Source organism: Terrabacter sp. P2_E3 (assembly GCF_056403915.1).
Genome location: NZ_JBFUEN010000022.1, coordinates 46,234 through 72,074, shown reverse-complemented (window position 1 = coordinate 72,074; position 25,841 = coordinate 46,234). Strand labels below are relative to the sequence as shown.

General features: G+C 73.1%; 28 protein-coding genes. 13 read left to right on the top strand and 15 right to left on the bottom strand.

The genetic code is table 11. The annotated features are described in order from the left end of the window. Positions 1 to 214: 214 nt before the first annotated feature. Genes AC1DW8_RS21775 through AC1DW8_RS21765 form a run of 3 tightly spaced genes read right to left on the bottom strand, consistent with a single transcriptional unit; the run spans position 215 to position 3,028 of the window. Positions 215 to 1,168, bottom strand: coding sequence for a phage tail tip lysozyme (locus tag AC1DW8_RS21775; RefSeq protein ID WP_478095843.1), 954 nt, complete (start codon positions 1,166 to 1,168; stop codon positions 215 to 217). 13 nt (positions 1,169 to 1,181) lie between these two features. Then, positions 1,182 to 2,276, bottom strand: coding sequence for a peptidoglycan recognition protein family protein (locus AC1DW8_RS21770; RefSeq protein ID WP_478095842.1), 1,095 nt, complete (start codon positions 2,274 to 2,276; stop codon positions 1,182 to 1,184). Between the two features lie 2 nt (positions 2,277 to 2,278). After that, complete coding sequence (locus AC1DW8_RS21765) at positions 2,279 to 3,028, bottom strand: D-Ala-D-Ala carboxypeptidase family metallohydrolase (RefSeq protein WP_056827350.1); 750 nt, start codon at positions 3,026 to 3,028, stop codon at positions 2,279 to 2,281. A gap of 220 nt (positions 3,029 to 3,248) precedes the next feature. Here AC1DW8_RS21765 and AC1DW8_RS21760 point away from each other — a divergent pair, with 220 nt between their 5' ends. Beyond that, on the top strand, positions 3,249 to 3,452 hold the full coding sequence (locus AC1DW8_RS21760) for a hypothetical protein (RefSeq protein WP_056827353.1): 204 nt from the start codon (positions 3,249 to 3,251) through the stop codon (positions 3,450 to 3,452). Between the two features lie 182 nt (positions 3,453 to 3,634). Here the strand turns inward: AC1DW8_RS21760 and AC1DW8_RS21755 are convergent, their stop codons facing one another. Together AC1DW8_RS21755 and AC1DW8_RS21750 are read right to left on the bottom strand one after the other, a co-directional pair. Continuing rightward, entirely contained in the window at positions 3,635 to 4,246 is a 612-nt protein-coding gene (locus tag AC1DW8_RS21755) for a ClpP family protease (RefSeq protein ID WP_056778818.1), read from the bottom strand. Continuing rightward, complete coding sequence (locus AC1DW8_RS21750) at positions 4,243 to 4,851, bottom strand: ATP-dependent Clp protease proteolytic subunit (RefSeq protein WP_156415640.1); 609 nt, start codon at positions 4,849 to 4,851, stop codon at positions 4,243 to 4,245. The genes AC1DW8_RS21755 and AC1DW8_RS21750 overlap by 4 nt, the downstream gene beginning before the upstream one ends. Before the next feature lie 128 nt (positions 4,852 to 4,979). On the opposite strand from AC1DW8_RS21750, the gene AC1DW8_RS21745 reads away from it, so the two are divergent. Beyond that, entirely contained in the window at positions 4,980 to 5,528 is a 549-nt protein-coding gene (locus AC1DW8_RS21745) for a DinB family protein (RefSeq protein WP_478095841.1), read from the top strand. 25 nt (positions 5,529 to 5,553) lie between these two features. Beyond that, positions 5,554 to 7,200: an FAD-binding dehydrogenase gene (locus tag AC1DW8_RS21740; RefSeq protein WP_478095840.1), complete on the top strand. Its 1,647-nt coding sequence runs from the start codon at positions 5,554 to 5,556 to the stop codon at positions 7,198 to 7,200. On the opposite strand, the gene AC1DW8_RS21735 is transcribed toward AC1DW8_RS21740, so the two are convergent. Beyond that, complete coding sequence (locus AC1DW8_RS21735) at positions 7,116 to 8,342, bottom strand: MFS transporter (protein WP_478095839.1); 1,227 nt, start codon at positions 8,340 to 8,342, stop codon at positions 7,116 to 7,118. The genes AC1DW8_RS21740 and AC1DW8_RS21735 overlap by 85 nt on opposite strands. Before the next feature lie 144 nt (positions 8,343 to 8,486). Between AC1DW8_RS21735 and AC1DW8_RS21730 the strand changes: the two genes are divergently transcribed. Next, a complete protein-coding gene (locus AC1DW8_RS21730; protein WP_478095838.1) occupies positions 8,487 to 8,972 on the top strand; it encodes a MarR family winged helix-turn-helix transcriptional regulator in 486 nt (161 codons plus the stop codon). 7 nt (positions 8,973 to 8,979) lie between these two features. Here the strand turns inward: AC1DW8_RS21730 and AC1DW8_RS21725 are convergent, their stop codons facing one another. From AC1DW8_RS21725 to AC1DW8_RS21700, 6 genes are all read right to left on the bottom strand, one after another. Further along, a complete protein-coding gene (locus AC1DW8_RS21725; RefSeq protein ID WP_478095837.1) occupies positions 8,980 to 9,819 on the bottom strand; it encodes a phosphatase PAP2 family protein in 840 nt (279 codons plus the stop codon). A 40-nt stretch (positions 9,820 to 9,859) separates the two neighbouring features. Beyond that, positions 9,860 to 10,942 (bottom strand): DNA polymerase IV, encoded by a 1,083-nt coding sequence (locus tag AC1DW8_RS21720; RefSeq protein ID WP_478095836.1) that lies wholly within the window; start codon positions 10,940 to 10,942, stop codon positions 9,860 to 9,862. A 34-nt stretch (positions 10,943 to 10,976) separates the two neighbouring features. Further along, entirely contained in the window at positions 10,977 to 11,393 is a 417-nt protein-coding gene (locus tag AC1DW8_RS21715; RefSeq protein ID WP_162260629.1) for a hypothetical protein, read from the bottom strand. Between the two features lie 105 nt (positions 11,394 to 11,498). Continuing rightward, positions 11,499 to 12,830, bottom strand: coding sequence for a DUF4190 domain-containing protein (locus AC1DW8_RS21710; protein WP_478095835.1), 1,332 nt, complete (start codon positions 12,828 to 12,830; stop codon positions 11,499 to 11,501). A gap of 114 nt (positions 12,831 to 12,944) precedes the next feature. Further along, a complete protein-coding gene (locus tag AC1DW8_RS21705) occupies positions 12,945 to 15,131 on the bottom strand; it encodes a penicillin acylase family protein (protein WP_478095834.1) in 2,187 nt (728 codons plus the stop codon). Positions 15,132 to 15,185: 54 nt separating this feature from the next. Further along, positions 15,186 to 15,632 (bottom strand): hypothetical protein, encoded by a 447-nt coding sequence (locus AC1DW8_RS21700; protein WP_156415641.1) that lies wholly within the window; start codon positions 15,630 to 15,632, stop codon positions 15,186 to 15,188. A 40-nt stretch (positions 15,633 to 15,672) separates the two neighbouring features. Here AC1DW8_RS21700 and AC1DW8_RS21695 point away from each other — a divergent pair, with 40 nt between their 5' ends. The 5 genes from AC1DW8_RS21695 (at position 15,673) to AC1DW8_RS21675 (ending at position 19,161) form a co-directional block, all read left to right on the top strand. Beyond that, a complete protein-coding gene (locus AC1DW8_RS21695; RefSeq protein ID WP_056778865.1) occupies positions 15,673 to 16,068 on the top strand; it encodes a DUF2237 family protein in 396 nt (131 codons plus the stop codon). 134 nt (positions 16,069 to 16,202) lie between these two features. Next, the gene (locus tag AC1DW8_RS21690; protein WP_478095833.1) at positions 16,203 to 17,159 is read left to right on the top strand and encodes an NADP-dependent oxidoreductase; all 957 of its coding nucleotides are present in this window, start codon (positions 16,203 to 16,205) and stop codon (positions 17,157 to 17,159) included. Positions 17,160 to 17,169: 10 nt separating this feature from the next. Then, positions 17,170 to 17,652, top strand: coding sequence for a hypothetical protein (locus AC1DW8_RS21685; protein WP_478095832.1), 483 nt, complete (start codon positions 17,170 to 17,172; stop codon positions 17,650 to 17,652). Then, positions 17,649 to 18,437: a pentapeptide repeat-containing protein gene (locus AC1DW8_RS21680; RefSeq protein WP_478095831.1), complete on the top strand. Its 789-nt coding sequence runs from the start codon at positions 17,649 to 17,651 to the stop codon at positions 18,435 to 18,437. Before AC1DW8_RS21685 ends, AC1DW8_RS21680 begins: the two co-directional genes overlap by 4 nt. 85 nt (positions 18,438 to 18,522) lie before the next feature. Then, positions 18,523 to 19,161 (top strand): hypothetical protein, encoded by a 639-nt coding sequence (locus AC1DW8_RS21675; protein WP_056778876.1) that lies wholly within the window; start codon positions 18,523 to 18,525, stop codon positions 19,159 to 19,161. Here the strand turns inward: AC1DW8_RS21675 and AC1DW8_RS21670 are convergent. Both AC1DW8_RS21670 and AC1DW8_RS21665 read right to left on the bottom strand, forming a co-directional pair. Further along, positions 19,115 to 20,116 (bottom strand): aminoglycoside phosphotransferase/kinase family protein, encoded by a 1,002-nt coding sequence (locus AC1DW8_RS21670; RefSeq protein WP_478095830.1) that lies wholly within the window; start codon positions 20,114 to 20,116, stop codon positions 19,115 to 19,117. The two genes, AC1DW8_RS21675 and AC1DW8_RS21670, sit on opposite strands and share 47 nt — an antisense overlap. A 21-nt stretch (positions 20,117 to 20,137) precedes the next feature. After that, positions 20,138 to 21,118: a DUF389 domain-containing protein gene (locus AC1DW8_RS21665; RefSeq protein ID WP_056778884.1), complete on the bottom strand. Its 981-nt coding sequence runs from the start codon at positions 21,116 to 21,118 to the stop codon at positions 20,138 to 20,140. Positions 21,119 to 21,205: 87 nt separating this feature from the next. Between AC1DW8_RS21665 and AC1DW8_RS21660 the strand changes: the two genes are divergently transcribed. From AC1DW8_RS21660 to AC1DW8_RS21645, 4 genes are read left to right on the top strand one after another with little or no spacing between them, the layout of a single operon-like run. Continuing rightward, complete coding sequence (locus tag AC1DW8_RS21660) at positions 21,206 to 21,589, top strand: ArsR/SmtB family transcription factor (RefSeq protein WP_020141942.1); 384 nt, start codon at positions 21,206 to 21,208, stop codon at positions 21,587 to 21,589. After that, entirely contained in the window at positions 21,586 to 22,515 is a 930-nt protein-coding gene (locus AC1DW8_RS21655) for a cation diffusion facilitator family transporter (protein WP_056827383.1), read from the top strand. Before AC1DW8_RS21660 ends, AC1DW8_RS21655 begins: the two co-directional genes overlap by 4 nt. After that, entirely contained in the window at positions 22,512 to 23,144 is a 633-nt protein-coding gene (locus tag AC1DW8_RS21650; RefSeq protein ID WP_056778889.1) for a cation efflux transmembrane domain-containing protein, read from the top strand. Before AC1DW8_RS21655 ends, AC1DW8_RS21650 begins: the two co-directional genes overlap by 4 nt. 60 nt (positions 23,145 to 23,204) lie before the next feature. Then, entirely contained in the window at positions 23,205 to 24,395 is a 1,191-nt protein-coding gene (locus AC1DW8_RS21645; protein WP_056778891.1) for an MFS transporter, read from the top strand. On the opposite strand, the gene pdxR is transcribed toward AC1DW8_RS21645, so the two are convergent. After that, positions 24,358 to 25,830: a MocR-like pyridoxine biosynthesis transcription factor PdxR gene (pdxR, locus tag AC1DW8_RS21640; protein ID WP_478095829.1), complete on the bottom strand. Its 1,473-nt coding sequence runs from the start codon at positions 25,828 to 25,830 to the stop codon at positions 24,358 to 24,360. The two genes, AC1DW8_RS21645 and pdxR, sit on opposite strands and share 38 nt — an antisense overlap. Positions 25,831 to 25,841: the final 11 nt, after the last annotated feature.

Here is a 25,841-nt window from a genome sequence, read left to right as displayed (position 1 = left end):
CTCCGAGGTGGAGCGGGGGCTCAAGGAGCCGTCGTCCGAGGTGCTCGAGGCGGTCTGCGTCGCCCTCGGCTCCAGCATCACCGGCCTCGTCGGCGCTGCCCACCGCGAGCTGCGCGACCTCACGTCCGAGGGCACCGGAGGTCGCGTCCTCGACCTCACCTCGCGCGTCGGGACGAGCATCGCGACCCCCTCGGACGCAGCGACGGGAGCCGGATCAGTCGATGAGGCTGCCCCACGTGTTGTTGCCCACGACCCCGTCGACGACCAGACCGGTCTTGGTCTGGTAGGCGCGCACCGCCGAGTACGTTCCCGGGCCGAACGACCCGTCCACGGTCAACGAGTAGCCGGCGTCGACGAGCTCACGCTGCAGGCCCTTGACGGCCTCCCCGCTCGCGCCCTGGCGCAGCACGGGCAGCAGCGAGTACCACGTGTTGTTGCCGACGACGCCGTCGACGGACAGCCCGTGCGCGGACTGGTAGCTGCGCACGGCGGAATCCGTTGCGGGGCCGAAGGACCCGTCGGCGGAAACGCTGCGGCCCGACGCCCTGAGCATGTACTGCAGCGTGCGCACGGCCGCCCCGCTGCTGCCGCTGCGCAGCACCGGCAGGCTCGTCTCCGTGGTGCCGCCGCCCGTGCCACCGCTGCCGTACTTCGACAGCACGTCGTTGGCGTACGCGATGCGCTGGGTCGTCGCGCACGTGCCGCAGCGCTCGAACTTCTGCATGAAGACGGTCGTGGCCGTGCTGACCGACGTCGCCGCCCTGAGGTCGGCGAGACCGTACGAGGAGAACGTCGACAGCTCGTACCACGTGAAGTCGAGCTGGGCCGCGAGCGCGTAGCGGCTGCGCCCGCTGAGGCCGGCGTACCAGACCATGTTGTCGCGGGAGTCGGTGTCCCAGCGCCCGCCCTCGCTCCACTGGGCGATGCCCATGCCGGGGCCACCCGGCTGGTTGGCGTAGGGGTTGATCGGGCTGCCCGACTCCTGGATGAGGTTGCCGACGATGCCGGCGGACTGGCGTTCGGTCAGGCCCTTGGACACGAAGTAGTCGAAGGCGATCTCGTCGTTCGAGGCGGCCAGGGCGCTCGGCGCCGCGACGACGCCGAGCACGGCGACCGCTGCCGCGGCGAGGAGCCCCGCGAGGCCCCTGCGGGTGGTGCTGGTCTTCATCTGATCCTCCGATCTACGCGAGCAGCCTGCTCCACGTGTTGGGGCCCACGACCGCATCGGCGTCGAGGGCGTGGGCGGTCTGGAAGGACTTCACGGCCGAGACGGTGCCCGGGCCGAACGCGCCGTCGACCGTGACGGCATACCCCTGCGCGGTGAGCGCGGTCTGGACCCCGCGCACCGCGTCGGAGGTCTGGCCCTGGCTGCACGTGACCGCCAGGGGCGCCTCCCACGTCGCGCGGCCGATGACGCCGTCGGCGGTCAGGCCCGTGGACTGCTGGAAGGACACGACCACCGCCCTGGTGCCCGAGCCGAAGGCGCCGTCGACCGTGACGGCGCGGCCCGAGTGGCGCAGCAGGTACTGCGCGGTCGTGAGCCGGAACCCGCTGTTGCCCTGCTGCAGCGTCGGCCACGTGCGTGTCGGCGCCGGCGGCGGGTTGCTCGTGCCGAGCCGGGCCGCCACCTCGGAGCGCAGCTGGGGGAGCTTGGCGTAGAAGGCGTCTCCCGGGCACTCGGTGTCGAGGAAGTCGCGGTGCCCGTAGATGTCCTCCGGCCCCAGGCCGTACGCCTGGCACAGGTAGGCGCAGAGCGTGACGAGCGCGTTCCACTGTGCCGCCGTCGGCAGGGCCGTCGTGTAGGTGCCCTCGTTCTCGATGCCGATCGACGTCGAGTTCTGCCCCGTGCAGTGGGCGCCGAGGGGGAAGACGGTGCTCGCCCCCGACCCCAGCCCCTCGATCGACCGGTGGCGACCCTCCATGGCGTAGCCGCCGCGGCTGATCGTGAACTGCTGCCCCGAGTCGATCCAGCCCCGGGCGAAGTGCCACTGCTGGATGTTGCGGGCGAGGGAGTATGCCGCCGACTGGGAGTAGTCGGTCGTGTTCGCCGAGGCCGTGTGGTGGACGAGGATCTTCTGCGGTGGCCCGGTCATGCTCACCGTGCCCGTCGCCGGCTGGGCGCCCCACGTCGCGCACGACGCGATCGTCGGGCGGGCGACGGCCGTGACGGCCGCGTTCGAGGGAGCCGCCTTGGCGACCCCGAGGGCTCCCGCCGCGCCGACGCCGAGGGCGCCGACGAGGAGGGAGCGACGACCCAGGGCGGGAGCGGGGTTCACCGTCACCAGCCCGCGCACGCGTCGGCGTCCCAGGCGATGCTCGTCCGGATGTCGACGTGGGCGTGGTCGTCGTGCGCCGGGTAGCCCGGTCCGAAGATGCCACCGAAGCCGGCGTAGCGCGCCTGCTTGGCGATGCTGCAGATCGAGGTCGCGCTGTCGCCGGGGACGAGGTCGAGGGCGCCGCCGCTCAGGTGCACGCTGTTGCTCGCGCCGCCGACGGAGGCGTTGCACGCCGAGTCGCGGTAGCCCGATGTCACCTTGAGTGGGTGGTCGCCGAGCTGGTGGCGCAGCGCCTCGGCCCGCCACAGGGCGCGCTTCATGTTCTCCTTGTTGGCCGCTGTGCCGGTGAACCCCCGGCCGCAGTTGTCGCTCGCCTCGGCGTAGGTGAAGTGGAGCGGCGTGCAGTCCGGGTCCTGCAGGGCGTAGATCTTCGAGAAGGTCGCGGGGCCGGCGATGCCGTCCGCGGTGAGGCCGTATGCCTTCTGGAAGTTGGCGACGGCCGTCTTGGTCTGTGCCCCGAAGGAGCCGTCGATGCCCATGACCTGGCCGCGCGGCACCCAGCCGGCGACGCGGATCTGCAGCTGCGTGACGTCGGCTCCCGAGGTGCCGGAGCTGAGGGTGCGGGGCCACGAGTAGCACTCGTCGGCATGGGCGGCCGGGGCCGTGGCGGTCACCGTGGCCGTCGCAACACCGAGGCCTCCGAGAGCGAGGGCGACGGCGGCGATGACATGGGTCAGTCGGTTCCTGCGCATGCGATGTCCCTTTCGTGAGTTGCCTGTTCCTGCACGTCGAGACTGGCGGAGGCGCGCGGCAGGCGCGCGCCGAGAGCATGGGGAGCACTCCCCATCGCGCCGGACCATGCCCCTCGACGTCGTCCCTCAACCTCGTCGCCGGACTCGTCGGCCTCGATCGCCCTGCGCGAGCGCGACGGATCAGCGAGCGTCTCGGCGGCACCCGACGCGCGGGGTCGCGATGGCCGCAGTCGACCTCGGCGTCATGCTCCGCGACACCGGCGAGCTCGCCGAGGCACGCACCCATCTCGAGCGGAGCGTCGCCATCTTCCACGACATCGCCGACCGGGCCGGGCTGACCGAGGCCCTGGAGGAGCCTGGGTCGCCGCGCGGAGGCCGAGCAGCACTGGCACGCGGCGCTGCGGATCCACGTGCGGCGTGGTGAGCGGCGTCGCCGGCGCTCGCGACGTACTCGCCGGCAATCCACACGATGCTGCCGTCGACCGCGGCGGCGCCGTAGTCACCCCACCGGGTGCGCGGCGGGTTGCCCTCCTGGGCCTTGCAGTCGACACCCAGCACTCTGGCACCCACCCGCTGCGCCTGTCCACGAAGATCGCCCGGTCCACCTCATCCCCCGACGGGCACCACCTCCGTGGCCCGCTCGATGACGTGGTCGACGATGCCGAACTCCACGGCCTGCTGGGCCGTCAGCACCTTGTCCCGGTCGGTGTCGAGGCGGAGCTGGTCGACCGACCGGCCGGTGTGGTGGCTCAGCACCTCCTCGACCTGCGCGCGCACCCGCAGGAGCTCGTCGGCCTGCAGCGCGAGGTCGCTCACCGTCCCCTGTCCGCCCGCGGACGGCTGGTGCAACAGGACCCTCGAGTGACGCAGGGCGAAGCGGCGTCCCGGCTCCCCCGCCGCCAGGAGCACCGCGGCGGCGGAGGCCGCCTGCCCGAGGCAGTACGTCGCGACCGGGGCCTGGACGAGCTGCATCGTGTCGTAGACGGCCATGAGCGCCGTGAACGAGCCGCCCGGGCTGTTGACGTAGAGCGACACCTCCCGGTCGGGAGCGACGTAGGAGAGGTGGAGCAGCTGGGCCATGACGACGTTGGCGACGCCGTCGTCGATCTCGGTGCCGACGAAGATGATCCGTTCCTGGAGCAGCCGGCTGTAGATGTCGAAGCTGCGCTCCCCCGCCGGGGTGCGCTCGATGACGTACGGGATCGTGTAGCTGCTCACCGCAGTCCCACCTTCCGCTCGGCACCGCCGGGGCGGACGTCCGCGAGGGAGCTGACGACATGGTCGACGATGCCGTATGCCGCCGCCTCCTCCGCACTGAACCAGCGGTCGCGCTCGCTGTCGCGGGTGATCTGCTCGACGGTCTGTCCCGTGTGCTCGGCCTGCAGCTCGTTGACCCGGCGCTTGACCGCCTTGAGGTTGGCGGCCTGGACCTCGACGTCGGCGGCCGTCCCCTGGATGCCCGCGGACGGCTGGTGCATCATGATCCGCGCGTTGGGCAGGGCGAAGCGCTTGCCGGGCGTGCCCGCGCCGAGGATGAACTGGCCCATCGAGGCCGCGAATCCCACTGCGAGAGTGGAGACGTCGTTGGGGATGAGCCGCATCGTGTCGTAGATGGCCAGGCCCGCGGTGACGGAACCGCCGGGACTGTTGACGTAGAGGCTGATGTCGGCGCGCGGGTCGCGGGCCGAGAGCAGGAGCAGCTGGGCCGTGATCCGGTTGGCGATGGGGTCGTCGACCTCGGCCCCGAGGACGATGATCCGCTGGTGGAGCAGCTGCATCGACAGCTGGTCGTCCAGCGGCGAGGGCGTGAGTGGTTCGGTCATGCTCCCAGCGTGGCCCGGCCGCCCTCCCATGGGAGTCCCGCTCTGCCACGGGCAGATTCGCCGACAGCGTATGCCGCCCTCCCGATATCCGTTGGCGCGCGCCGTCCCCGGGCACCACGATGGGCGGCATGGCCGGAAAGACGTATCCCGACATGTGGGTCGACCCCGAGGACGACCCGCGGTCGCAGGAGTCACTCCTCGGGGACGAGCGCACGACCCTGCTCGACTACCTCGTGAACTACCGCCTCACGCTGGAGCTGAAGTGCTCCGGTCTGACGGCCGAGCAGCTCGCGACCCGTTCAGTGCCGCCGTCGACGATGTCGCTGCTCGGACTCGTGCGCCACCTCGCCCAGGTCGAGCAGACGTGGTGGCGGCGCGTCATGGCCGGGGAGGACACGCCCTACCTCTATCGCCGGGCCGACGACCGCGACGCCGACTTCACCGGTGCCGTCGGCGAGGACGCCGTCGTCGCGGAGGCCTGGGCTCGCTGGCGCGAGGAGACGGCCAACGGCGACGCCTTCGTGGCCGCCGCAGAGTCGCTCGACCTCATCAGCCTCGACCCGACGAACCCGATCAACCTGCGCGAGGTCCTCGTCCACCTGATCGAGGAGTACGCCCGTCACTGCGGTCACGCGGACCTGCTCCGCGAATGCGTCGACGGAGCCACCGGCCAGTGACGCGGTAGATGACATGATCTGACGCATGGATGCCGACGTCGTCGTCGTAGGAGCCGGCCTGGCCGGACTCGTCGCCACCGCCGAGCTCGCGGACCGCGGCAAGAGGGTCGTGCTCGTCGACCAGGAGGGCGAGCAGTCGCTGGGCGGTCAGGCCTTCTGGAGCTTCGGCGGGCTCTTCCTCGTCGACAGCCCCGAGCAGCGGCGGATGGGGATCAAGGACGGCCTCGAGCTCGCGACGCAGGACTGGATGGGTTCGGCCCAGTTCGACCGGGACGAGGACTTCTGGCCGCGCAAGTGGGCGGAGGCATACCTCCACTTCGCCGCCGGCGAGAAGCGCTCGTGGCTCCACGAGCAGGGCCACCGGCTCTTCCCCGTCGTCGGCTGGGCCGAGCGCGGTGACGGCCGGGCCGACGGCCACGGCAACTCCGTGCCGCGCTTCCACATCACGTGGGGCACCGGCCCGGGTCTCGTCGAGCCGTTCGAGCGACGGGTCCGGGCAGCCGTGGCGAGCGGGCGGGTCACCTTCGCCTTCCGTCACCGCGTCGACGAGCTCGTCGAGACGGCTGGCACGGTCACCGGCGTACGCGGTCGCCTCCTCGCGCCCGACGGCGTCGACCGGGGTCGGCCGAGCAGCCGCGAGGAGGTCGGCGACTTCGAGATCACGGCCCAGGCCGTCATCGTGACGAGCGGCGGCATCGGCGGCGACCACGACCTCGTGCGCCGCGCCTGGCCCGAGCGGCTCGGCTCGCCGCCGGCCCGGATGGTGGCCGGCGTCCCCGCGCACGTCGACGGCCGGATGCTCGGCATCACGCAGTCCGCCGGCGGCAACATCATCAACCCCGACCGGATGTGGCACTACACCGAGGGCCTGCGCAACTGGGACCCCGTGTGGGACAACCACGGCATCCGCATCCTGCCCGGTCCCTCGTCGCTGTGGCTCGACGCCCGCGGACGGCGCTTCCCGGCGCCCTACTTCCCCGGCTTCGACACCCTCGGCACCCTGGGCCACATCATGCGGAGCGGGCACGACTACTCGTGGTTCGTGCTGACCCAGCGCATCATCGAGAAGGAGTTCGCCCTCTCCGGATCCGAGCAGAACCCCGACCTCACGGGCAAGGACGTCAAGCAGGTGCTCGGGCGAGCCCGCAAGGGTGCACCCGCCCCCGTGGAGGCGTTCAAGCGGAACGGCGAGGACTTCGTCGTGGCCGACACGCTCGACGAGCTCGTCCGAGGCATGAACGCCCTCACCGGCGACGACCTCATCGACGTCGAGTCACTGCGGCGCACGATCGTCGCGCGTGACAACGAGATGGACAACGACTTCACCAAGGACGCCCAGGTCACCGCGATCCGCGGGGCGCGGAACTACCGTGGCGACAGGCTGATCCGCGTCGCGACACCGCACAAGCTGCTCGACCCGAAGGCGGGTCCGCTCATCGCGGTGCGTCTCAACATCCTGACCCGCAAGACGCTCGGTGGACTCGAGACCGACCTCGCCGGCCGGGTGCTTCGCGCCGGCGGCGAGCCGCTGGCCGGGGTGTATGCCGCGGGCGAGGTGAGCGGCTTCGGCGGCGGGGGCATGCACGGCTACAACTCCCTCGAGGGGACCTTCCTCGGCGGCTGCCTCTTCAGCGGCCGCACCGCCGGTCGGTCGGTGGCCGCCGCACTCTGACCGAGCGGTCCGCTCGCGGCGAGGAGGACGACGAGTCCCAGCGTCGCGAAGGCCGCACCCACCCAGAGCGGGGACGTCCAGCCGAGGCCGGCACTGATGGCGAGGCCGGAGACCCAGACGCCGAGGAAGTTGCCGACGTTGAACGCGGCGATGTTGGCGGAGGACGCGAGCGTCGACGACCGTGTCGCGTGGGTGAGGACCCGCATCTGCAGTCCCGGCACCGTCGCGAAGCCGAAGAAGCCCATCGCGAGCAGCATCGCCGCCGAGCCGAGCATGCTGCCCGACAGCAGCGCGAACGCGACGAGCGACACCGCGAGGGCGAGCGTCAGCACGACCAGCGTGCGGGTCAGGGTGCGGTCGGCCCAGCGACCACCGAGCAGGTTGCCCGCGAAGAGGCCGACACCGAAGAGGACGAGCAGCCACGGCACCGCCGACTCGTCGAAGCCGGTCACCCTGGTCAGCAGCGGCTCGACGTACATGAAGGCGCCGAACATGCCGCCGAAGACGAGGACGGTCATGGCGAGCGAGAACCACACCTGGCGGTTCCGGAACGCCTCGAGCTCGGAGCGCAGTGAGGTCTGCCGTCCGTCGGACGCGCCGGTGTCCGGCACGAGCAGCGCGATGCCGGCGGCCGCGACGACCCCGACGAGGGCGATGAGGGCGAAGGTCGCCCGCCAGCCCCACTGCTGCCCGACGAACGTCCCGAGCGGCACCCCGAGGACGTTGGCGAGGGTGAGCCCACCGAACATGACGGAGATGGCTCCGGCGCGACGGTCGGCCGGGACGAGCGACGCCGCGAGGACCGACCCGATGCCGAAGAAGGCGCCGTGCGCGAGCGCCGCGACGACGCGACCGGCGAGCAGCATCCCGTAGCCCGTGGCGACGGCCGAGAGGGCGTTGCCGACGACGAAGAGCACCATGAGGGCGAGCAGGGCGCGCTTGGGCCGCCAGGCACCGAGGACCGGCGTCAGGCCGAGGGCACCGACGACGACCGCGAGGGCATAGCCGCTGATGAGGTAGCCGGCGATGGGGATGCTCACCCCCATGTCGGTGGCGACCGTGCTGATGAGGCCGGCGATGACGAACTCCGTCAGGCCGATGCCGAAACCTCCGAGGGCGAGGGCGATGAGACCGAGTGGCATGGGTTTCCGTGTCCTTCCGAACAGGATGCGGGCGCCGAACCGGGCCTCTCTACCCTCGCCGGTATGCCGCGTGTGCAACTACTTGACCGCGGCGACGTTAGTTGCACACGCGGCATATTGCAAACGCGCGATATGATGGTGCGCATGGGTATCGAGGACTCCGCCGTCGAGGTGCGCGCCTCCGGGTGGCGCACCCTCGCCGCACTGCACGGCCACATCGACGGCGCCCTCGAGCGCGAGCTCGTGCGCCGGCACGAGCTGTCCGTCGTCGAGTTCACCGTGCTCGACGCCCTCTCGCGCCAGGACGGCTGGCACATGCGGATGAGCCAGCTCGCCCGCGCCGCCGCCCTGTCGTCGTCGGCGACGACCCGTCTCGTCAACCGGCTCGAGGACCGCGGCCTGCTGACCCGGGTGCTCTGCGCCGACGACCGGCGCGGCATCTACACCGAGCTCACCGAGGCCGGCTGGGCGCTCTACCGCGAGGCCGCGCCGACGCACGACGCGGTGCTCGAGGAGTCGCTCCAGAGCGCAGGCGAGCTGCCCGAGCTCGCGCCACTCGTCGAGTTCCTGCATTCGCCCTCGGGCTGGCGCGGTGGCTCACGCCGCGCCGCCCAGGCCGCCCGGGTCTGAACCGAGCTCAGTCGGTCTGGGGCCGCTCGCGCTCTTGGTCCGCGTCGTCGCCCGCGTCGTCGCCCGCGTCGTCGCCCGCGTCGTCGCCCGCGGCGTCGTCCGCGCCGTGGTCCGGACGGTCCGTCGCGGCGTACCTCGGGACGTAGCGCTGCCCGAGGAGGCGACGCCACGCCGGCGGGCCGGACGCCACCGAGCGCACGAGCAGCCGGTGAGCCAGCGGTGCCAGCGCCCACGTGCCGAACCAGACGACGAGCACCCCGACCGTGAGGCCGGCGACGACGTCGTGCCAGTAGTGCGCGCCGGTGAGGACGCGCGAGGCCCCGACCGCCAGGGCGAGCGGGACGACGAGCCGCCACCACACCGGCGCCATGACGACCACGGCGGTGGCGAGGGCGCCGGCGATCGTCGCATGGTTGCTCGGCCACGACCAGTCGCCGGCGGCGGGGCAGGACGCGACGGTCCGCACCGAGAGCGTCCGGCACGGCCGCTCCTCGTGCACGAACCCCTTGACGACCTCGCTCAGGACGTAGGCCGCCACCGTCGACACCGCGGCCACCACCGCGACCGCGAGGTGCTTGAGCCCTCGTGAGCGGGCCCGCCACGTGAGCACGACGGCGACACCGGCGAGGACGACGATCCCGAGCTCGCCGACCACCTCGAAGACACCACCGACGACCGACGGCAGGGCCACCGCCCCGGATGCCGTCGCACGGTAGGCGGCGTCGCGCACGACGAAGAGCAGTGCGACGACGACCACGACGACCGCGGCCGTCGACAGGACCCCGGTGGCCGGCTCGCCGCCGAACCGCCGCCGGACGTCCATCGCGCTGTCATCTCGAGAAGGCATGCGGACGACCGTAGGCGACGAAGATGAGAGCGACCGACGCTCAGAGACGACCGCGCACCGGGGTGCGCTCGACCGGGTCGCCACCCTCGGGCATGACCATCTCGGCCCGGACGCCGAGCAACCGCACCTCACGCCCGGGGTCGAGCGACGCGGTGAGGGCGACGGCGGCCGCGACGACGTCGGCGCGGTCGCTCGTCGGCGCCGGCAGCTTGCGGGCCTTGGTCTGCGTGAAGAACGGGGCGTAGCGCACCTTGAGCGTGACCCGGAAGACCGGGCGCCCCTCCTTGACGGTGTCGTCGAAGACCAGGGAGGCGAGGTCACGCACGGCGTCGCGCACCTCGTCGGGGGTCGTGAGGTTGCTCTGGTAGGTGGTCTCGCGGCTGTGCCCGCGGGCGATCCACGGGGAGTCGTCGACGACGGCGGACCCGATGCCGCGGCCCAGCTGGGAGTACCAGACGCCCATGCGCGGACCGAACTCGCCGACGAGGACGGCCTCGTCGGCATCGGCCAGCTCGCGGACGGTGTGGATGCCGTGACCGGACAGGCGCTTGGACACCTTTGACCCGACGCCCCACAGGTCGATCGTGGGTCGGTCGCCCATGACCTCGAACCACGTCTCGCGGGTCAGTCGGAAGACGCCGCGGGGCTTGCCGAAGCCGGTCGCGATCTTGGCGCGCACCTTGTTGTCACCGATGCCGACCGAGCAGTGGAGCGCCGTCGCGTCGAGCACGGCGGCACGCGCCCGCTCGGCGAAACCCTCCGGGTCTTCGGTCTCGACCCCGAGGAACGCCTCGTCCCACCCGAGCACCTCGACGACGACGCCGAGGCCGCGCAGGGTGTCCATGACGTGCTCGGACGCCTCGGTGTAGGCCGGGGCGTCGACGGGCAGGATCACCGCGTCGGGCACCTTGCGCGCGGCGAGCCGGAGCGGCATACCGGACCCGACACCGAACTCACGGGCCTCGTAGCTCGCCGTGGACACGACGGCCCGCTCGGTGGGGTCGCCGCGACCCCCGACGATGACCGGCCGCCCGGCGAGCTCGGGCCGGCGCAGCACCTCGACCGCCGCGATGAACTGGTCGAGGTCGACGTGCAGCACCCAGTGGGCGGGGCCCGTGCTCATCCCGCCATTGTGCCCGGAGGGTGTGACGGTGCGGTCAGCTGCGCGGCGAGCGGTCGCGCCGGTCCGGACGGTGGGAGCGGTCGCCCACGGGCTTGCCGCCCCGGAAGGTGTAGACAGCCGGCCCGTCTGACGAGCTCTGGTCCGGCTCGAAGGCGTCGGGCACGGCACCCGCCGACTCGCCCTGCGTGCGCCCGAGCTCGTCCTGCGGCTCGTCCACGAAGCGGGGCTCGGGCCCGGCTGCGGCGTCCTGCTCACGCGCCGCCAGCATGACACCGTGGAAGAGCATGGCGGCCGCGAGGGCGGTCAGGGCGAAGGCCGACACGGCGAGCGCCAACCCGGTGTGCGCGCCACCGATCGAGGAACGGAGCAGGTGCAGGCCGCCGGCGACCGCCCCCACGACCGCGGCGCCGACGAACCAGATGATCGTGGCCCGGGTCATTGAATTCCCCACGAGGTCACTGTGGCACAGGTCCGAGGCGCTCGAGAGCACCTCGATCGCGTCCGGGGACCGTGGCGCGAGGGCATACCCCCTGGGGCACGTCCCGGCGTCGACCGGTCAGCGGACCGGGAGGGCCGCGACGTCCCGGAGCGTGGCCGTGTGGGCACGCGTCCCGGGGGTCGTCGAGAAGCCGGTGACCGACGTCGTCGCCGCACCCGACCCGCCGATGCCGGCATCGGAGAGCTTGGGCTGCGGATTGGCGTTCGCCGTGCCGTCCGACGCCTTGCCGTTGGTGTTCTTGGCGCCGTTGTCCTTGCCGCCGTTGTTCTTCGACCCCGTGTTCTTCGACCCCTTGTTCTTGGCGTCCTTGGCCGTCGTGTCCTTGGAGGCCTTCGACATCTTGGGGTCCTTCGGGCTCTTCGGGGCCTTGTCGCTCTTGCCGCTCTTGCCGTCGGCGGGCGCGACCGCCGACGGGCTCAGCGCGTCGGGCTTGAGGGTGAGAGCCTCGCCACCGGTCGACGAGCCCGACGCCAGGGCCGACGCGTCGGCCCGAGGCGTGGCAGCGGGGGTGACGTCGGAGACCGGGACGACCGGCTCGTCCGACTCAGCCGACTCGGCCGACTCGGCCGGCTCAGCGGGAACGGTGGGCAACCCAGGCGTCGGCCCGGCCGCAGCAGCGGCGGACTCGGTCGAGCGGATGGCACGCGGGGTCGGCGCCATGGACGCGACCGACGTCGCGGACGGCGTCCGGGGAACGGCGGCATCCGCCGCGTGGGTGTCGGTGACGCGGTCGGAGCTGACCGGCACGGGCGCGCTCGGCAGGACCTCGACACCGGGGCGACGGTCGTGCGTCGCGACCGAACCCAGGATGAGGGCGGTGACGGCCGCTCCGAGGAGCAGCCCGGCCCCACGCTGGCCACCGACCCGCGACAGCGAGAGGTGGCCACGAACGAGCGCCGCGCTCGCCGCGAGCAGGGTCGAGACGCCGATGACGATGAGGCCGCCGGTCAGGCCGCCGACGAGGCAGCTGAAGAGGACGAGGGCACCGAGGACCGCGAAGCCCGCGACCGCGCCCTCCGGGACCCGTCGCGCCGGACGGTCGGCGAGCAGGTCGACCCGCTCGTGGTCGACGAGGGCGCTCGGGCGGGTCGGCAGCGTGAACGAGGCATCCTCGAGAACCGCCAAATAGGGCATTTCGGACTTCACGTCCACAGTGTCGTCGATCCGGGGCCTCGTGTGCGAGTTCGACTCGTCATCGATCGGTCCGGAGTCGACAGTTCCGGCGCGTCCCGGACGTGCGGTCGAGCCGGCGGCGGCCCAGAGCTGCCACCCGCGGGGCGGCACGGGCCAGGACGGGTCGGGGAGCCAGCGCTCGTGGTCGCCGTCGGAGAGCGGCCGCGTGCCGTGGCGCAACGGATCGCCGTGCGTGGGCGTCATGCTCGTCGTCACCAGACTCACTACTCCTGCGATTCGCGGGGCCCGTTCGGGGGGCCTACGCGAGAACAGTACGTCGTAAAGTCACGTTTTGTACCGCAAATAGTAAAAGACGGGCAAAGTTCTCCTTTACCCAGTGCCGCCAGTGCCCCCAGTGCCCGTCGCCGGCCGAACCGGATGCAGCGCGCCGGCGAGCCACGCCGGCGTCTGGTCGGCGAAGTGCGGGTCGCTGGCGTCTCCGCTCGCGCCGAAGGGCACGACCCAGCGGCTCGCCTCGCGGTCGGCGAGGTCCCAGACGTAGCGCGCCACCGGTCCGCCGTAGCAGTGGTCCGTCACCCCGGGCGCGCTCGCCGCCGCGAGGACGCAGCCCTTGTCGCCACCGACGGGGTCGCGCGGGACGTGGGGCGCACGCCCGGTCGCGTCGAGCGCGTGGACCGGGTCGAGCCAGTGTCGCTCGCCCCACGTCGTCAGCGAGTCACGGTGCGCCGCGACGTGTTCGAGCGCCACGCGTACGCCCTCGCCCACCTCGATGCCGTGGGCCGGACCGAGGTGCGCCATCGAGTGCCAGCCCACCCCGATCTGCGTCACGACGTCGGTCCACGCGGCGAAGATGCGGGAGTGGCCGCTCGGCTCGTGCAGCGCGGAGAGGACCGGGTGCTCGGAGAACCACCGCACGAGCGCCGTGCGCCAGGCGGCGAAGAGCGCGGCACCGCGGCTACCGGTGTCGCTGTGCCCGTCCCAGGCGAGCAGCTCGGACCGCACGGCGGCGGCGGCCCCCGTGACCTCGGCCGCCGCGACGAGCTCGCGCATGAGGTCGGCCTGTCCGTTGCGGGTGTCGACGTGGATCGCCGCGCAGTCGTCGACGGTCAGCTGCTCCCCCGACTCGACGAGCTCGCGGATGCGACCGGCCCGGAAGGGCGTGGCGTACTCCACCCCGAGCCCGCCGCCGCTGGCCCGGTCGTTGGCGCTGACCATGACGTCGTCGACGTCGCTGCCGGGCCCCCGCCGGTAGCCGTGCCAGACGTGCCGGGGGTCCCACGCCGGGACGGGCAGCACCGCCCCGATCTCGTCGCGCTCGGGCACGCGACCGACGACGAGGTGACGGACGCGACCCGTGTCGTCGGCGACGAGCGCACTGTTGACCGGCTCGACCCAGCGCGACAGGGCCTCCTCGACGTCGGCGACCGTCCGCGCCCGAAGAAGGGGCAGGAGGGCGCCGAAGCCGAGGTCCTCCTCGACGTGGGTCGGCGTGCGCAGGCTGTGGGGGGCCGGGTGGGCCCGGCGCGGCTGGACGCTCTCGTCGGTCCACTGCGGCGGCGCCTCGGCCTCGGCGACGAGCCGCTCGATCTCGGCCTCGAGGCCGGTGACGACCGGCCCGCGCGAGGTGACGACGACGGGCACGGTCACGTCAGCCTCGCCGCGCACCCTCAGCGTCTCGGTCGAGGCGCGCACCGGCTCCCACCCGTCGATGCCGCGCGCCTTGAGCAGCGGCGATCCGTCGGGCCCGTGGCCGACGTGAGCGAGGGACTCGAGCGTCAGGTCCTGGTAGTCGGCCATGGCGTTCGTGATGCCCCACGCGACGGTGCCCGTGTGGGCGAAGTGCTGCACGCCGGGCACCCCCGGGAAGGTGAAGCCGACGACGTCGAACTCGGGGCAGGCCAGGCCGACCTGCTGGTAGCAGCCGGGCAGCTCGATCGTGCGGTGCGGGTCACCCGCGACGAGGGGCAGCCCGCTCGCCGTGCGCTCCCCGCCGATGACCCACGCGTTGCTCCCCGAGGCCTCGGCCCGCTCGACCCCCTCGGCGTGGAACAGGGCGAGGGCCTCGGCGCCGAGGCGGTCGGCGACGTGCGCGTTGAAGAGCTTGGCCGGGAAGGTCCCGAAGAGCAGGTGGATGCCCCAGAAGATGCCGAGCGGCGTCCACGGCTCCCACGGACGCGGCGCGGCGGCATACGACTGGAGCCCGAGCAGCGCGACCTCGGGCGTGCCCGCGAGCCCCTCGGCGAGGGTCTCGTTGACGCCGTCCACGTAGGCCGTCAGCCACGTCCGCGTCTCGCGGTCGAGCCGCTCGAAGCAGCGCCGCACCGTCGGCTCGAGCAGCACCTGCCGGGCGAACCGGTCCCAGGGCAGCCCGTGGGCGCCGACGTACTCGGCCGTCCGTCCTTCCATCCGCCAGCGGTGGTGCTCGATCTGCCACGCGCGGTCGAGGGCGGTGATGCGCCCCTGGAGGCGGGCCAGCTCCATCACGTCGCCGGCGCGCAGGTGCGGGACACCCACGGCGTCACGTCGCACCTCGGCGGACATCGGAGCGCGGGGCACGGCGGATCTCCTTCGATCTGCGGGCATGTCGGACGGGAGGGCGGTGGGTCCCGGTCAGTCGTCGCGCGAGAACTTGTTCTCGATCTCGCGGAGGAAGGCGTCGGAGATCCGGCGGTACTTCTGGAGGGTCAGCGTGATGGGGGCACCGACCTCCAGGCCGAGGACGCTGCGCGCCGGGTCGAGCCGGATCTGCGGGTCGGCCATCACGGTGCCGCCGTTCTCCATGAGCGAGCGCACGAGCACCCGCACCTCGTTGAGCGCGTTGCCGTCCTCGCCCTCGACGCCGCGCAGGCGGTGGACGAAGTAGCCGTCGAGGACGATGAGCATGTTGTTGAAGTACTCGTACTCGAGCGACTCGAGCGCGCCCTCGAGGTGGGAGACGTCGGCGTCGCCGTGGTCGCGTGCGGCCTGCGCCACCTCGTGGAACATCACGACCTGGGTCTCGACCCGCGACCGGCAGGCGTCGATGTAGTCCTGCTCGTAGTCCTTCACTCCCAGCATGGGGCCAGCCTAGCGAGCAGCGCGCCACTAGGTTTGGGTCATGGCAGCGCGGGAACGGAACGTGCTCGGCGGCGAGCTCGAGGCCTGCGGCACCGACCCGGTGACCGGCTTCTACCGCGACGGCTACTGCACGACCGGGCCCGAGGACCGTGGCAGCCACACCGTCTGCGTCGTCGTCACGACCGAGTTCCTCGAGCACCAGCGCAGCGTCGGCAACGACCTCGTGACGCCCCGTCCTGAGTGGCGCTTCCCCGGCCTGACGCCGGGCGACCGGTGGTGCGTCGTCGCGAGCCGCTGGCTCGAGGCCCACCAGGACGGGGCCGCCGCGCCGGTCTTCCTCGCCGCCACGCACGAGCGCGCGCTCGAGATCGTGCCGCTCCAGCTGCTCCAGTCGTATGCCGCCGACATCCCGGACGACCCCAGCTCGCTGCTCTGACGGCGCGTTTCACCGATCCGCGAACACGGGTTCGCGCCCGGCGTAGCGTCGAGGTGGCTCGACTCGAGCACGGCGGGGGATGCCCGGCCGAGGCCGCACCCTCCACTGCCGTCGCGTCCGCCAGGAGACCCGCCATGCGCGCCATCGTCCTCCACGAGTTCCATGCCACCCCGACCGTCGAGGAGATCGACGTTCCCGATCCCGGCGAGGGTGAGGTGAGGGTGCGGGTGCGGGCGGCCGCGGTCAACGGCTTCGACCTCGGTGAGGTCCACGGCTTCTTCACGGGCTACTTCGAGCACCGCTTCCCGCTCGTCCTCGGCAAGGACTTCGCCGGCACCGTCGACGCGGTCGGTCCCGGTGTCGAGGGCTACGCCACCGGCGACCGGGTCTTCGGCGTCGTGACGAAGGACTTCCTCGGCGACGGCTCGTTCGCCGAGTACGTCACGGTGCCGACGGCGGTCGGCGTCGCGCCCCTGCCCGACGGTGTCGACTTCGTCCACGGAGCGGCGCTGGGGCTCGCCGGCGCCGCGGCCCTCGCGTGCATCGAGGCGGCCCACCCGGCGCCGGGCCGCACGATCCTCGTCACCGGCGCGACGGGCGGCGTCGGCAACCAGGTCGTCCAGCTCGCCTCGCAGGCCGGCGCCCACGTCATCGCGACGGGGTCCACGGAGGCGGAGCAGCAGCTCGTCCGGCGGCTCGGGGCGAGCGAGGTCATCGACTACCGCGAGGACGTCACGGCGGGTCTGCGGGCCACGCACCCCGAGGGCGTCGACGTCGTCATCCACCTCGCCGGGGACGCGTCCGCCCTCGTGCCCACGCTCCGTCAGGGCGGCACCCTCGTGTCGACCCTCGTCTTCTCGACGGAGGGCTTCCCCGAGGTGCCCGACGTCTTCGTCCCCATCGCCGCGAACCCGACGCCGGAGCTGCTCGGCCGGCTCGCCGCGAACCAGGTCGACGGCCTGACGTCGGTGACGATCCAGCGCGCCTACTCGCTCACGGACACGCCCTCCGCCCTGGCCGACTTCGCGAACGGCACGCTCGGCAAGCTCGTCGTCGACCTCGACGGTGACGGGGCGCCCGACGGCCCGTGATACTGGCGGGATGAGCGATCCCCACGTGCTCGAACCGGGCACCGCGCCGACGCCGTTCACCGCCGACGAGATCCGCGCGGGGTGTCCCGACGGACGCACGATCACCCTCCTCGTGGAGCCCGCCGAGGGACCGTCGTGGCAGCGCGTCAACCGGTTCGTCGCCCCGGACGAGGACGGAGCGACCGTGCAGCGCTGGCGGATCGGGACCGACGGCCGGCGCGACGGGGAGATCGAGGAGGGGCGCACGACGTGGCTCCAGCTCCAGGGCCACGCGTCCTTCCCCGTGTCCGCGGTGACGGTCACGCCCGACACGGTGGAGCTCCCGCTCGGCACCGTCGACGCGCTGCGCTACGCCGTCGACGACGGCGCCGGCGGCGGCGTCGCGACCTTCTGGTTCGCGCCGGGGTTTCCCGGGATGCCGGTGCGCTACGAGACCCCGGCCGAGGGCGGCGGGACGGACCGCACGACGATGGTCAGCGACGAGCTGCCGTGAGCACCCCTTCCCACGGGGCGCCGGCGCTCGAGGCCGACTGCTCGCGGTGCTTCGGCCTGTGCTGCGTCGCCCTCCCCTTCGCCCGGTCGGCCGACTTCCCCGTCGACAAGGCCGGCGGTGAGCCCTGCCGCAACCTCCTCGCCGACCACCGGTGCGGCATCCACGACCGGCTCCTCGAGCGCGGGTGGCGCGGGTGCGTGACGTTCGACTGCTTCGGCGCCGGCCAGCAGGTCTCGCAGGTGACCTTCGGCGGCGTCTCGTGGCGCGAGGCCCCTGAGTCCGCCCCGACGATGTATGCCGTCCTGCCCGTCATGCGCCAGCTGCACGAGATGCTCGCCCACCTCGGTGACGCCCTCGCGCTCGAGCCGGACGAGGCGACGCGGACCGGCCTCGCCGCGTCCGCCGAGGAGGTCAGGACCTCGACGGCCGCCTCTCCGGACGAGCTGCTCGCGGTGGACCTCGTCGCCGTGCGGTCCCGGGTCGGTGGCCTGCTGCGGGCCGCCAGCGCGACGGCACGCGCACGGCGGAGGCGGCGTGACGGCATACGCCCTCCTCCCCGGCGGATGCGGGCCGGGGCCGACCTCGTCGCCGCCGACCTCCGCGGCCGTGACCTGCGCACGGCCGACCTCCGGGGCGCGCTGCTCATCGCGGCGGACCTGCGCGACGCCGACCTGCGGTGGGCCGACCTGCTCGGTGCGGACCTGCGCGACGCCGACCTGCGCGGGGCGCGGCTCGACGGCGCGCTCTTCCTCACGCGCCCGCAGCTCGCGGCGGCGCGCACCTGACCGGACGATTCGCGCATTCGGTCCCACGGCGGCGGCCCAACGATGACAATCGACCCACTGTCCACGTCGAGCACAGGAGCCGGTCGTGCGCCGAGCCAAGGTCGCCGCAGCCCTGGCGCTGTCGGCTGCCCTCGCCCTCGCCGGGTGCTCGTCCGGCAAGCCCGAGATCGACCTCAGCCAGGTGGCCGGCTCCACGGGCACGCCGGTGCCGACCGAGACGGTGACGGTGACGGAGATCGACACCCGGACCGTGACCGCGACGACGACGGTCGTGACGACGGCGACGGTGGTGGCCACCCCGACGGTCACCGTCACGGCGCTCCCGCGACCGAGCCTGACGACGAGCACCGTCTTCAACCGGCCCGCTGCGCTGGCTGACTACTCGAACCTCGTCGTCGACGTGCGGCTGCTCGACCGGATGTCGCTGTCCGGCAACGCCGCCGCGCTCCAGCTCGACCTCATGGCCCAGCACCTCGAGCGGCTCGGCGCGAACGGACCGCCGCCGGGGCTGGACGCGCCCAGCTACTACGGCCGACTGGCGTCGCTCGGACTCTTCGCCCGGGCCGCGTCCGACGAGGCGACGGCGGGCTCGCCGGTGGCCCAGAGCCGATACGCCGTCATCCGTCAGGAGACCGGCATCCTGCTCTCGCTCGTCAACGGTGCGCTGGCGACGACCTTCACGCTACCGACGCCCGCGCCCCGACCGACGACAACGACTCCGTGAAGCCGCCCCAGGCGATCTCGCCGTCGGCGTCGTCCGCGTGGGGCCGACCGAACCAGGCCGCATAGAGCGCGACCTCGGTGAGGTCCCACCGCAGCGCCTGAGCGCGGAGGTCGTCGGTCGTGACGGTCCGACCGGTCAGCGCGGCGTAGTCGGCGAGCACCTCGTCGGCGAGGACGCCCTCGGCGCCCGCGACGTGCCAGAGGTCGCGGGCCGCGGGCGCGAGCAGGGCGGTGTCCCAGTCGACGACGTGGAGACCGTCGGCGTCGGAGAGGACGTTGCGCCAGTGCGGCTCTCCGTGGGTGATGACCCAGGAGTCGCGCTCGGCGTGGTCCCGGACGGCCCGCTCGTCCCAGACGACGAGGGCCCGCCGCACCGCCTCCGCGTGCTGGGCCAGGGCGTCCCGGGCGCGGGCTCCGTAGGGGCCGGCGCCCGGAGGCAGGTCGGCCGCGAGAGCCCGGTCGAGGAGCGCTCGACCGGGCAGCGTCAGGTCGTCGGTGCCGGCGACGCCGACGGCACGAGGAGTGGCCGCGTGCAGCCGCGCGAGCACGTCGGTCACGGCGTGCCGGTCGGCCGTCGTCTGCTCGGACGGCGACGGCAGGCGCGGCGCATCGAGCCACGGGGTCATCGACACCCACCGGTGCCGGCTGAGCTCGAAGGGGACCGCCCCGTCGCGCGCCGGGACGGGAGCGACGACGAAGTCCAGCCCGGAGTCGGCGAGGGCCCGGGCGGTCCGGAACGCCGAGCTGAGGGCGGCGCCGCGCTCGACGTCGGCCCGGGCGCCGGAGTAGTCGTCGAGCGTCACGAACCAGCGACCGTCTTCGTGCGCGTCGACCCGCCAGTGGTGGCTGCCGAAACCGACTGGCACATATGTGATCTCACGGACTTCGAGGACCCACATCTCGCGCAGGGCCGCGGCGAGCAGGTCGGTCGAGAAGTCCGCGGGCGGCGTCATCACGGCGTCATCACGGACTCGACGCTAGCGGGGCGGTCGCGGCTCCGCATGGATCCGGCGGCTCAGCCTCGAGTGCGACCGCGGTGCCGGCACCCGCGACCACACGGCTTTCTGGAGCGCGAGGGTGAGCCAGCCGGCGAGCGCCATCCCGACGATGTTGACGACGAGCTGGAGGCCGCTGCCGCGCACCTCGCCCCACGCCCCGAAGGCGAGCCCGAGCGCGACGTTGCCGGCGGCCGGGATCGTCGTCACCGAGATGAACACGCCACTGAGGCCACCGAGCTTGGCCGACGTCAGCGACAGCACGCCGGCCGCAGCCGCGAGGACCGCGACGATGAACGACCACTTGTCGGGCGAGTAGATGAAGTCGGTGGCCGGTCGGTCGCCGGAGATGTCGTCGAGGGTGATCCACCCGAGGGCCCGGCCGGCGAGACCGGCGAGGCACGTGACGGCGATGGCCACGACGAAGCCGACGACGAGCGCGCGGGCCGCGACCGCGAGCAGGAGCGGGCGTCGCCGCACGAGCGCGACGCCGAGGGCTGCGATCGCCCCGAACTCGGGACCGAGCACCATCGCCCCGATGACGAGGATCTGCGAGTCGAGGACGATCGCGATGCCGGCGATGAGGGTGGCGAGCGACATGAAGGACAGGAAGGTCCAGTTCAGCTCGCTGTCGTCGTAGGAACGCTGGGCGACCTGGGCCCAGACGACGGCGTCGGCGCTGCTCCCGGGCGTCTCCTCGTCGGCCTCGAAGCCGGCGCGCGAGACCCACGTCGTGACCGGCTCGATCTGGAGGGTCCCACCCTCGTGGACCCCGAGGTCCCGGAGCCGGTCGACGAGGACGTTGGCCCCCTCCCGGGCGACGTCGGCGTGCACGACGTCGCCCACCGGGCGCACCGCCGCGCCGCGCAGGACGGACAGCGTGCTCACGGCGCTCGAGTCGGCGAGCACGGCGGTGACCTGCTCGGTCAGCTCGCTCGGGACGGTGACCGTCAGTCTCAACATGTCGGACAGTCTGCCGCCAGGTTGACGCCGGAGGGCAGATGGCACGACAGTGACATCTGATCATCCATTCAGATGAAAGGGACGACCATGAGCACCGTCACCGGACTCGACGGCTGCGCCGCCCCGTGCGTGCACCCCGAGAAGGTCGCCCTGGCCACCGACAACGCCCCGGGCGTCGAGGAGCTCGCGCGCGTCACGAGCGTCTTCAAGCTGCTCGGCGACCCGACCCGGGCCCGGATGCTCTACGCCCTCCTCGAGGCCGGCGAGCTCTGCGTCTGCGACCTCGCGGCCGCGACCGGCACCGCCGAGACCACGGTCTCGCAGGCCCTCCGGCTGCTCCGCGCCTCGGCCGTCGTCACCGGTCGGCGCGAGGGTCGCAACATCTACTACCGGCTCTCCGACGCCCACGTCCGCCTGCTCCTCGACGTGACGCGCGAGCACGCCCTCCACGACGGCGAGCGCCACCGGTGAGCCACGGGCACGGGCACGGGCACGGGCCGGCCCAGGGCGCCGCCGCGGTCCACGCCGGGGGGCGCCACCGGTGGCGACTCGCCGTCGCCTTCGGCCTCGTCGCGGCCTTCTTCTGCGTCGAGCTCGCGGCCGGTCTCGCGTCCGGCTCCCTCGCCCTCCTCTCCGACGCCGGCCACATGGCCGCCGACGTCGTGACCCTTGGCGCCGCGCTCGTCGCCACGCGCATCGCGACGCGCGCCGACACGACCGGTCGACGCACGTTCGGCTCCTACCGTGCCGAGGTGTTCGCGTCGGGGCTCGCCGTGCTGCTCATGCTCGGGGTCTCCGTCTACATCGCCGTCGAGGCGCTCGGGCGCATCGGCTCGAGCCCCGAGATCGCCTCGGGCACCATGCTCGTCGTCGGTGCGATCGGCCTCCTCGTCAACGTCGTCGCCCTCCTCCTGCTGCGCGGGGGCGCCGGGGAGAGCCTCAACGTCCGGGGCGCCTACCTCGAGGTCGTCGCCGACACCGTCGGCTCGGTCGGCGTCATCGCGGCTGCGATCCTCGTCGGGGCGACCGGGAGCGCGTGGTGGGACACCGCCGTCGCGCTCGCCATCGCCGTCTTCGTGGCGGTGCGTGCCGTCGGGCTCGGCCGCGAGGTCGTGGCCGTGCTCGGCCAGCACGCCCCGACGGGCCTCGAGCCCACCGACCTGCTGGCCGCGCTCGGCGAGGTGCCGGGCGTCACCGAGGTCCACGACCTCCACGTCTGGACGCTGACCTCCGGCATGGACGTCGCGACCGCGCACCTCGTGACGACCCGTGCCGATGCGGCGCCCGAGGTGCTCGAGGCCGCCAGCGCCATGCTGCGCGACCGCTTCCACGTTGCCCACGCGACGCTCCAGGTCGAGACGACCGACCGGTCCGAGTGCCGAGGGGCCGACTGGTGAGCACCCCGTCCCGGCCCGTCTTCTCGCTCCTGCCGCCGTCACGGCGGGCCGCGCTCGTGCGCCGGGCCCGGCTGCTGGCCGCGGCCTCGGTCGCCTACAACGTCGCCGAGGCGGTCGTCGCCATCACCTCCGGGCGCGTGGCCGACTCGACCGCGCTCGTCGGCTTCGGGCTCGACTCGACGGTCGAGGTGATGAGCGGGCTCGTCATCCTCTGGCAGTTCGGACACCCCGTGCCGGAGGAGCGCGAGCACCTGGCCCGCCGCCTCATCGCCGCCTCCTTCTTCGCCCTGGCCGCCTACGTCACCGTCGAGTCGGTGCGCGCCGTCGTGGCTCGCGAGCAGCCCGACACCTCGGTCGTCGGCATCGCGCTCGCCGCCCTGTCGCTCGCGGTGATGCCGCTGCTCTCGCGGTGGCAGCGGCGCACGGGCCGCGAGCTCGGGTCCGGAGCGGTCGTCGCCGACGGCACCCAGACGCTGCTCTGCACCTACCTCTCGGGCGTGCTCCTCGTCGGCCTCCTCGCCAACGCCCTCCTCGGCTGGTGGTGGCTCGACCCCGTCGCGGCGCTCGTCATCGCGGCCGTGGCGGTCCGCGAGGGTCGCTCGAACTGGCGAGGCGACGCCTGCTGCTGACTCGAGGAACCACGGCATGAGTCTTGACGGCGGGTCTGGCGACCGACAGTGTGACCCACCGTGACACTTCGGGCCGAGTCCTCCTCCCTGCTGCGGGCACGCCTCGCCGCCGGCACCGCCTTCTTCGTCCAGGGCCTGCTCTTCATCTCGCTCACCACGCGCCTGCCGCAGGTCCAGGAGAAGTGGTCGCTCGACGAGCTCGCCGTCAGCGGCCTGCTCCTCATGGTCGTGCTCCTCGCGGGCGTCGGCTCGGTCGTCGCCGAGCTCGTCGCCGCACGCTCGTCGAGCGCCATGGTCGTCCGCGTGGGGCTCGTCGTGGCCACGGCCGGCTTCGCGGTGCTGCTCGTCGCACCGGCCTTCGGGGTCTTCGTCGTCGGGCTCGCGACCTACGGGCTCGCGCTCGGCCTCGTCGACGCGTCGTCGAACATGCAGGCCGTCACCGTCGAGCACCTCTACCGCCGACCGATCCTGCCCTCCTTCCACGCCTTCTGGACCGCCGGTGGCATCCTCGGCACGCTCGTCACGCTGGCGACGTCGGGCGTCGACCTCGGCCCGGCCCTGCTCCCGCTGCTCGTCTTCCCCGTCGCGGCGCTGGCCGCGCCGTACGTCCGTCGCGACCGCCTCGCCGAGACCGACGCCACCGTCGACGTGCCGTGGCGGCGGATCGCCCTCCTCGGCGTCGCGATGGTCCTCTTCTACATGGTCGACACGGCCGCGACGACGTGGGGACCGGTCTACCTCGACGGCACGCTCGACGCCCCGACGGGGCTCACCGCGCTCGCCACGCTCCCCTACCTCGTCGCGACGCTCCTGGCCCGCACCGTCGGCGACCGTCTCGTCGACCGCCACGGCGCCGTGTGGCTGCTCCGGATCAGCGGCGTCGTCGCCGCCCTGGCGCTCGCCGTCATCGTCTTCGCGCCGACGTGGGTGGTCGCCGTCGTCGGCTTCACGATCCTCGGCGGCGCCGTCGCGACCATCGCGCCCCTCAGCTTCTCGGCGGCGGGTGCCATCGCCGCCGGCGACGCCGACTCCGCCGGCGAGCGCATCGACAAGACCGACCAGGTCGTCGCCCGCTTCAACCAGTTCAACTACGTCGGAGCGCTGCTCGGTGCCGTGCTGACCGGAGCCGTCGGCTCGGACAACCTGCGCCTCGGCTTCGCCGTGCCGATGGTCCTGATCCTCGGGATCATCCCGCTCGCGACGCAGTTCGCGATCATCCGCCGACGGGGCGTCCCGGCCGGCTCGAGCTGAGGACACCCCGCAGCGCGGTGAGCGCCGGGCCGATGCCCGTCAGGGGTATGCCGCCGACCCCGAAGGCGAACCCGTGGCGGGCCGGCTGCTCGAGGTGCCGCACCGACAGCGGCTCGACGAACACCCCCACGGCCAGGGCGGCCTCGGCGATCGCCACGTCGTCGAGGTCCGGGTCGCGCAGCAGGGCGCACAGGTGCAGGCCCGCCGCCGACGGGACGACCTCGAGCCAGTCGCCGAGGCCGTCGGGGCTCGTGAGCACCTCGAGCAGCGCCTCCCGCCGGGCGCGGTAGACCTTCGTCGCGCGCTTGACGTGGGCAGCGTGGTGCCCCTCGGCGAGGAAGTCCGCGAGCGCCCCCTGGGTCACGACGTCGCCGTCCCAGACGGTGACGCGCTTGGCCTCGCGCAGGGCGGGCGTCAGCGTCGCCGGGGCGATCGCGTAGCCGACGCGGAGCCCCGGGAGCAGCGACTTGGAGAACGACCCGACGTAGACGACCCGCCCGTCGCGGTCGAGGCTCTGCAGCGGCTCGAGGGGCCGGTCGGCGAAGCGGAACTCGCTGTCGTAGTCGTCCTCGACGATGACCGCTCCGTGCCGGACGGCCCACTCCAGCAGGGCGATCCGCCGGGCACGTAACATCGCGACCCCGGTCGGGTGCTGGTGCGACGGCGTGACGTAGACGAGTCGGGCCGCGTCCGGAAGGGCGTCGACGACGATCCCCTCACCGTCGACCGGGACGCCTCGGACGACGGCGCGGTGGGTCGCGAAGAGGCGGGCCGCGGCGCTGTAGCCCGGGTCCTCGACGGCCACGACGTCGCCGGGCTCGACGAGCACCCGCGCGACGAGGTCGAGCGCCTGCTGCGCCCCCGCAGTGGTCACCACGTCGGCACCGGACGCGACGACCGACCGGGACACGCCGGCATACCTCGCGATCTCGGCCTCGAGACGGCTCCCGCCACGGTTCGCGCCGGGGTCGTCGTAGGTGCCGGCGGACAGGCGGCCCCGGCGCAGCGTGCCGCTGACGAGACGTCGCCACGTCGCGAGGGGGAAGAGCGAGTCGTCGGGTACCCCGACGGAGAAGTCGTGGAGCGCGCCCCGCGGACCGGACGCAGGCCGCACGTCCGGCTCGGTCGCCCAGAGCGACGTGGCGGTGACGGCTCCCGCCCGGGCCCGTCGCCCGGTCATCCGAGCGGGCGGCACGCACCCGGTCGCGACGAAGGTCCCGGCCCCGCGACGGCTCTCGAGCAGCTCCTCGGCGAGGAGCCGGTCGTAGGCCGCCGTCACCGTGCCCCGCGAGACACTGAGGCTCGCCGCGAGGTCACGGGAGGCCGGCACCCGGTCGCCCCCGCTGAGGCGGCCGTCGAGGACCGCGGCGCGCAGCTGGGCGTAGATCTGGGCGGTGAGGTCGCCCGACCCGGTGAGGCTGAGGTGCAGGTCCATGCCACCAGTCT

Coding starts and splice junctions, on each gene's coding strand:
- AC1DW8_RS21775 (WP_478095843.1), bottom strand. CDS start 1,168: ATGAAGACCAGCACCACCCGCAGGGGCCTCGCGGGGCTCCTCGCCGCG.
- AC1DW8_RS21765 (WP_056827350.1), bottom strand. CDS start 3,028: ATGCGCAGGAACCGACTGACCCATGTCATCGCCGCCGTCGCCCTCGCT.
- AC1DW8_RS21760 (WP_056827353.1), top strand. CDS start 3,249: ATGGCCGCAGTCGACCTCGGCGTCATGCTCCGCGACACCGGCGAGCTC.
- AC1DW8_RS21750 (WP_156415640.1), bottom strand. CDS start 4,851: ATGACCGAACCACTCACGCCCTCGCCGCTGGACGACCAGCTGTCGATG.
- AC1DW8_RS21745 (WP_478095841.1), top strand. CDS start 4,980: ATGGCCGGAAAGACGTATCCCGACATGTGGGTCGACCCCGAGGACGAC.
- AC1DW8_RS21740 (WP_478095840.1), top strand. CDS start 5,554: ATGGATGCCGACGTCGTCGTCGTAGGAGCCGGCCTGGCCGGACTCGTC.
- AC1DW8_RS21735 (WP_478095839.1), bottom strand. CDS start 8,342: ATGCCACTCGGTCTCATCGCCCTCGCCCTCGGAGGTTTCGGCATCGGC.
- AC1DW8_RS21730 (WP_478095838.1), top strand. CDS start 8,487: ATGGGTATCGAGGACTCCGCCGTCGAGGTGCGCGCCTCCGGGTGGCGC.
- AC1DW8_RS21725 (WP_478095837.1), bottom strand. CDS start 9,819: ATGCCTTCTCGAGATGACAGCGCGATGGACGTCCGGCGGCGGTTCGGC.
- AC1DW8_RS21720 (WP_478095836.1), bottom strand. CDS start 10,942: ATGAGCACGGGCCCCGCCCACTGGGTGCTGCACGTCGACCTCGACCAG.
- AC1DW8_RS21700 (WP_156415641.1), bottom strand. CDS start 15,632: ATGCTGGGAGTGAAGGACTACGAGCAGGACTACATCGACGCCTGCCGG.
- AC1DW8_RS21695 (WP_056778865.1), top strand. CDS start 15,673: ATGGCAGCGCGGGAACGGAACGTGCTCGGCGGCGAGCTCGAGGCCTGC.
- AC1DW8_RS21690 (WP_478095833.1), top strand. CDS start 16,203: ATGCGCGCCATCGTCCTCCACGAGTTCCATGCCACCCCGACCGTCGAG.
- AC1DW8_RS21685 (WP_478095832.1), top strand. CDS start 17,170: ATGAGCGATCCCCACGTGCTCGAACCGGGCACCGCGCCGACGCCGTTC.
- AC1DW8_RS21665 (WP_056778884.1), bottom strand. CDS start 21,118: ATGTTGAGACTGACGGTCACCGTCCCGAGCGAGCTGACCGAGCAGGTC.
- AC1DW8_RS21660 (WP_020141942.1), top strand. CDS start 21,206: ATGAGCACCGTCACCGGACTCGACGGCTGCGCCGCCCCGTGCGTGCAC.
- pdxR (WP_478095829.1), bottom strand. CDS start 25,830: ATGGACCTGCACCTCAGCCTCACCGGGTCGGGCGACCTCACCGCCCAG.